The sequence below is a fragment of the Candidatus Magnetaquicoccus inordinatus genome (assembly GCF_004217665.1).
Taxonomy (GTDB): Bacteria; Pseudomonadota; Magnetococcia; order Magnetococcales; family Magnetaquicoccaceae; genus Magnetaquicoccus; species Magnetaquicoccus inordinatus.
This window is the reverse complement of the sequence record NZ_RXIU01000247.1, coordinates 1-4,693: the sequence shown is the minus strand read 5'-3', so window position 1 is coordinate 4,693 and position 4,693 is coordinate 1. Positions and strand designations below refer to the sequence as shown.

The window sequence follows — 4,693 nt, the reverse complement described above, 5'->3', positions numbered from 1 at the left end:
GGGGTAGAGCCGGCGAGCCAGCACCAACCTGAATAGTTACAAAATTATTAAGAAGGTCCAGGAGGAGATTATCTCCTCCTGGTGGGTTGCAGGGCAAAGCCCTGCTGAAAATGTGCGGCGTTGCACAAAAGCGAATGCGCTGGCATTCGCGCATGCCGCACCGATTTGTGCCCCGCAGGGGCACTCTTTGGGAGGGCGGACGCCCGACCTGCACCGTTGCGCTTGTGGCAACAGTGAGAAAATTGGCAAATGCGCTTGTCCTGCCTTTACCCAGGTCGGCTATTGACAAATCCTGCCGCTGACTGTCCAATAAACATATTAATCAATCTTCTATTTTTATTGAAACGAGGTACACACAATGGAAGTAATGGAAACCCAAGAGCAGATCCATGAAGCTGCCCATGGCCATGGCGGGGAGCATGGAGAGCATGGTGCCTCAGGTGGACATGAGGGCGGCAGTAAAAAATATGTGGCTATTCTGATTAGTATTTTAGCCTGTCTGCTGGCATTGATTGAAACCGGAGTCAACTCTTCGCAGACTTCGCAAATTGCCCACAATATTGAGGCTTCCGATCTCTGGGCCTTTTATCAGGCCAAAACCATCCGTAAAACCACCATGGAGACCGCTGCCGAACTGATGGAGGCCAGCAAACCGATTAATCTCAGCCCCGAACAGGAGGCGGTGTGGAAAAAGCGGATCAGCGATTGGCGCACCACCGCCCAACGGTATGAAAGCGAGCCGGAAAAGGGTGAAGGACGCAAGGAGCTGCGCGAACGGGCCATCAATGCACAAAAGATTCGCGACAAAGCATCCGCCGCCCATCATATGTTTGAATATGGTGCGGCAGCGTTGCAAATTGCCATCGTCATGGCCTCTGCCTCGGTGGTCACCAATATGCTGCTGCTGGTATGGGGAGCCGGATTTTTGGGAGTGCTCGGGATAGCCTTCGGTCTGCTCGGCTGGCTGGCGCCGACCTTGATTCATCTCTAGGGGAGGGCCGCAACAGGGACTCTTCCTCCCTGCCAAAAAAGAGCGTGGGGCCGTAAACCACTCAACGACCCCACGCATCGCCCTACAAATCTTTCAAAAAACGTAACTATTCAGGTTCGTGCTGGCTTGCCAGCCCTGCCCGGTTTGCGATGACTCGCCAGATCTACCCCCATGGGGATGCTGTGCACATTGGCGCATATTTTTGCGCCAATCCGCACAGCATCCCCATGGGGGTAGAGCTGGCGAGCCAGCACGGACCTGAAAGTTACACGTAACCCAGGCGATGCGCAATCTTAAACCAGTTGGGCAACCCGTGCGGGCGCTTGATTGGCCTGCACATGAAACGCCTGTGCAGCATTGCCGCGAATCAAAGCAGCAATGCGACTGGCCGCCTGACTGGCCTCTTGCTCACTGTCAATCCGTGCTCCCATACCGGTACGCGCCGCCGCCCAAGAGGACAAGCCAGCAATGGCCGTCACAAATTCACCCTCTTTGGCTGCCATCTGCCGCTGCAACCCCTGCACCATACTGACATCCTTGGCCAGAGAGCTCTCTCCTGCCTCGATACCCGCGGTACTGCTGGTATCCACGGGAGTCAGCGCCTGACTTAAATCTTTCAAGGCAATTGTATTCTGCACACCACTTTCGATACCAGCCTGCAACAACATCGCCCGCGTACTGGCCAACAAAGGAATCTCATTATAGCGGGTTGAATGGATTTTTTGTTCAATGGCTGCCTGCAACTTTCTGGCCTCTTCCTGCAGATTTTGCCGATCCTCGGCACTTAGCGAACCGCTGCGACTGGCCTGCACCAGCTTTTGCATCTCGGCCAGATCGGCATGAATATCATTCAGGGCCGCACCACCAATCTGGGTGATGGCAATGCCATCGTTGGCCTGCAAAGTGGCCTGATTCAAAGCCTGCAGATCGACCGACAAGCGCCCTCCCAAAGAGAGCTGCGAGGCTCCGGTTCGTCCCGCCTGCTCTTCATCCTGGGAGAGATCCACCCGATACCCTTCGGCAACACTCGCGGCATTGCTCATGTTCTCTTTCAGGGCAACCAGCGCGGGATCCGTCAGCGCGGCATTGACCATATTCGACAGACCGGAAACGGCAGAAAGGATAGTAGCCATGGCAGCTCCTTGCGTGCATGCAGCAAAAAAAGGTCAGAGCGGTCAGATTTTGCCGCTACAAACGGCTATCTGCACCTTGCAGAACCAATATCGCAACTTGCATTCCAAGTTTTTTTATCTTATTATTCATATAGTTAGATGCTTACACCTCGCACTCATCCCCGCATGCAGGCATTTTTTGCAAACCCACGACGGAACATTTTGCCCATGAGACGCAGCAAAGCAGCCTGCAGCAGCAGCAATGGAAACGACAAGCTGCACATATGTAAGGAAAATATCTTCACCGCAGCGCTTGGCATAAAAATTGATCTAATACAATCTTGATTTTGTAACACAGAGTAAAAATTCTTTATCTGCAGCAAGATAGGGAATAACTCCCTCCCATAGGCCAGATACGCAAGGAGAATTTCCATCATGGCAGTGGTCGAAGTGCGCTGTCCGGAGTGTGACAGCTTGAATGTGGTCAAATATGGTCGCCAACCCAACGGTGCCCAACGCTTTATCTGCCACAACCCAGCCTGTAACAGACGGATTTTTTTGCTTAATTATCGCAGCAAATCCTCTTCCGCGACCGCCCGCCAGCAAATCATTGACCTGGCCCTCAACGGTGCTGATGTCGAAGAGACCGCTCGACTGCTCAAACTGCCCACCCAAACTGTGCTGGAGGTGTTTCAAATGCTCTCCCGCTTCTCTCTGCCCGCCGCCACTCCCCGCAGCAGCGGCAGACGATCGGCTCCACCTCAGGCAGCAGCAGGATAGAGCCTTCCATGTTTAAGACCTCGGAAATCCGCCAGCGCCTGATTACCCTTAAAGCACAACTGGATCGCATTACCCGGGCCTGGAGCGGTCGCGATTATGAAAATTTAATGCGCTTTTTTGTGGCAGTTTTTCCGCCGTTGGTACAGGCCGAACGCTGCAGCATCTTCATTTACAGCGCCGAATCGGATAATGTCTGGCTCAAATTTGGTACCGGAGTACGCGAAAAAGAGATCATCGCCCCCAAAGAGGGCAGCATTGTCGGACGCACCATCGCCGATGGTGCCACCATCTTCAGCTCCAATCTTGAGCACCACAGTGGCTTCCATGCCCAGGTCGATCAAAAAACCGATTTTATCACCCGCAATCTGATCAGCGTGCCCATCTTCAGTCTGGCGGAAAAGCGCTGTATCGGGGCGGTCCAGGTGCTCAACAAACGCAGCAGCGAAGGTTTTACCCAACAAGATGAGATCCTCCTGCAACAGGTGGTCCGTTATCTGGCTCTCTCCATCGAACACAACATCATCACCGAGGAGATGATCAGCATCTCCAAGCATATGCACGAAGAGATGGCGCGCAGCGATTTCAAAGCCTCCGAACGCCACAAATTTATCGCCGAAAGCCCCTCCATGCGCCAAACCCTGGAGATTGTGCGCCAGATTGGCTCGCTACCGGTCAATGTCTTCATTACCGGCGAAAGCGGAACCGGTAAAGAGGTCATTGCCCGCATGATCCATGAACAATCCAACGATCGGCGCAGTCGTCCTTTTGTTGCCGTCAACTGTTCGGCCATCCCAGAAAATTTGATGGAAAGTGAGTTTTTCGGCTATGAAAAGGGGGCCTTTACGGGTGCCGTCTCCAGCCGCATGGGTCGTTTCGAGGAGGCCACGGGTGGCACCCTTTTCCTCGATGAAATCTCCGAAATGCCCCTGACCATTCAGCCCAAATTTTTGCGCGCCATTCAGGAAAAAGAGGGGATGCGTCTGGGCGGCAACCGTTTGCACCGCTATGATTTTCGCATCATCAGCGCCTCGGCAAAAAATCTGCAGGATGAGGTCAAAAAGGGACGTTTTCGCGAAGATCTCTTCTTTCGCCTCTTTGCTGTCGATCTCAATCTGCCGCCGCTGCGTGAACGCCATCTGGATATTCTGCCCCTGGCCATGATGTTTCTTGATGAGGTCAATGTCCGCTTCAACAAAAAGGTTCTCGGCTATTCCCCGGAGATTCTCTCCCGTTTTGAAAGCTATGCCTGGCCTGGCAATGTGCGCCAGTTGCAACATGAGGTGGAGCGTTTAGTGGCTCTCACCAATGATGGAGAGACCATCTCCGCACAACACTGCTCCCTGCCGATGCAAGGCAGCGGCCACGCCCTGACCGCTCAAGAGATGTTGCCCGACTCCTTCTCGTTACCGCAACAACGGGAGCGTTTGGAGATCCGTCTGATTCGTGCCGCGTTGGCAAAGACCCAAGGTAACAAGCTGCAGGCTGCACAACTATTGGATATTACTCGTCAATCACTGCACAATAAACTGCGCCAGTATGGTATCGACGATTAAGCTGCAAAGCAGACAGGCGCATTCTTTGCTGCTGAAAAATCAGCCGACGAGAGTGGGCCTCAGGGCAAGCGCATTTGAAAATAAAAAAATTATGTAACTATTCACCACCCAAAACTATTGCGGGTCCAGGGAGGGCACCTCCCTGGCCGGGTCCAGGGATGGAATCCCTGGGATTTTGTTTTTTAATCTTTTGCCTTTGGCGCGCCTTTCACAACAAGCCGACGCGCTTTTTGCGTCGGCGCGGCGCGCCTAATGGA

General features: G+C 53.4%; 5 protein-coding genes. 3 read left to right on the top strand and 2 right to left on the bottom strand.

Going from position 1 to position 4,693, the window contains the following annotated elements; genetic code table 11:
• Positions 1-358: 358 nt before the first annotated feature.
• Positions 359-991: a DUF4337 domain-containing protein gene (locus EJP87_RS13955; RefSeq protein WP_130472478.1), complete on the top strand. Its 633-nt coding sequence runs from the start codon at positions 359-361 to the stop codon at positions 989-991.
• Between the two features lie 293 nt (positions 992-1,284).
• Here EJP87_RS13955 and EJP87_RS13950 read toward each other — a convergent pair whose 3' ends face one another.
• Positions 1,285-2,124, bottom strand: coding sequence for a flagellin N-terminal helical domain-containing protein (locus EJP87_RS13950; RefSeq protein ID WP_130472477.1), 840 nt, complete (start codon positions 2,122-2,124; stop codon positions 1,285-1,287).
• A gap of 155 nt (positions 2,125-2,279) precedes the next feature.
• Positions 2,280-2,540, bottom strand: coding sequence for a hypothetical protein (locus tag EJP87_RS18645; protein WP_153188685.1), 261 nt, complete (start codon positions 2,538-2,540; stop codon positions 2,280-2,282).
• On the opposite strand from EJP87_RS18645, the gene EJP87_RS13945 reads away from it, so the two are divergent.
• Together EJP87_RS13945 and EJP87_RS13940 are read left to right on the top strand one after the other, a co-directional pair.
• Complete coding sequence (locus EJP87_RS13945; protein WP_130472476.1) at positions 2,539-2,883, top strand: IS1 family transposase; 345 nt, start codon at positions 2,539-2,541, stop codon at positions 2,881-2,883. The two genes, EJP87_RS18645 and EJP87_RS13945, sit on opposite strands and share 2 nt — an antisense overlap.
• 8 nt (positions 2,884-2,891) lie before the next feature.
• Positions 2,892-4,436 (top strand): sigma-54-dependent Fis family transcriptional regulator, encoded by a 1,545-nt coding sequence (locus EJP87_RS13940; RefSeq protein ID WP_130472475.1) that lies wholly within the window; start codon positions 2,892-2,894, stop codon positions 4,434-4,436.
• Positions 4,437-4,693: the final 257 nt, after the last annotated feature.